A 261-nucleotide genomic window follows, 5' to 3' on the forward strand; every position below is an offset into this window, starting at 1 on the left:
TGGAAACAGAGTATGTCTAAACATATTGCAGGACCTGAGATTGAGCGTCTTATTCAGCTTTTAGCCCGTATACCAGGTCTGGGTCCTCGGTCAGCACGTCGTGCTGCGTTGCATCTCATCAAAAAAAAGGAAACATTGCTTGAACCTTTAGGAGCAGCAATACAAGCAGCTGTACAAAAGGTCTGCATTTGTTCTGTTTGTGGAAATGTAGATACAATTGACCCTTGTTCGATTTGTACAGATCCACGTCGTGATGATGCA

1 pseudogene is annotated in these 261 nt (G+C 43.7%); it reads left to right on the plus strand.

Going from position 1 to position 261, the window contains the following annotated elements:
• Window positions 1–12: 12 nt before the first annotated feature.
• Window positions 13–261, plus strand: a pseudogene (locus tag ACFINZ_RS11420) (recombination protein RecR); the annotation flags it as partial.

Source organism: Bartonella sp. AA81SXKL (genome assembly GCF_042196945.1).
GTDB lineage: Bacteria > Pseudomonadota > Alphaproteobacteria > Rhizobiales > Rhizobiaceae > Bartonella.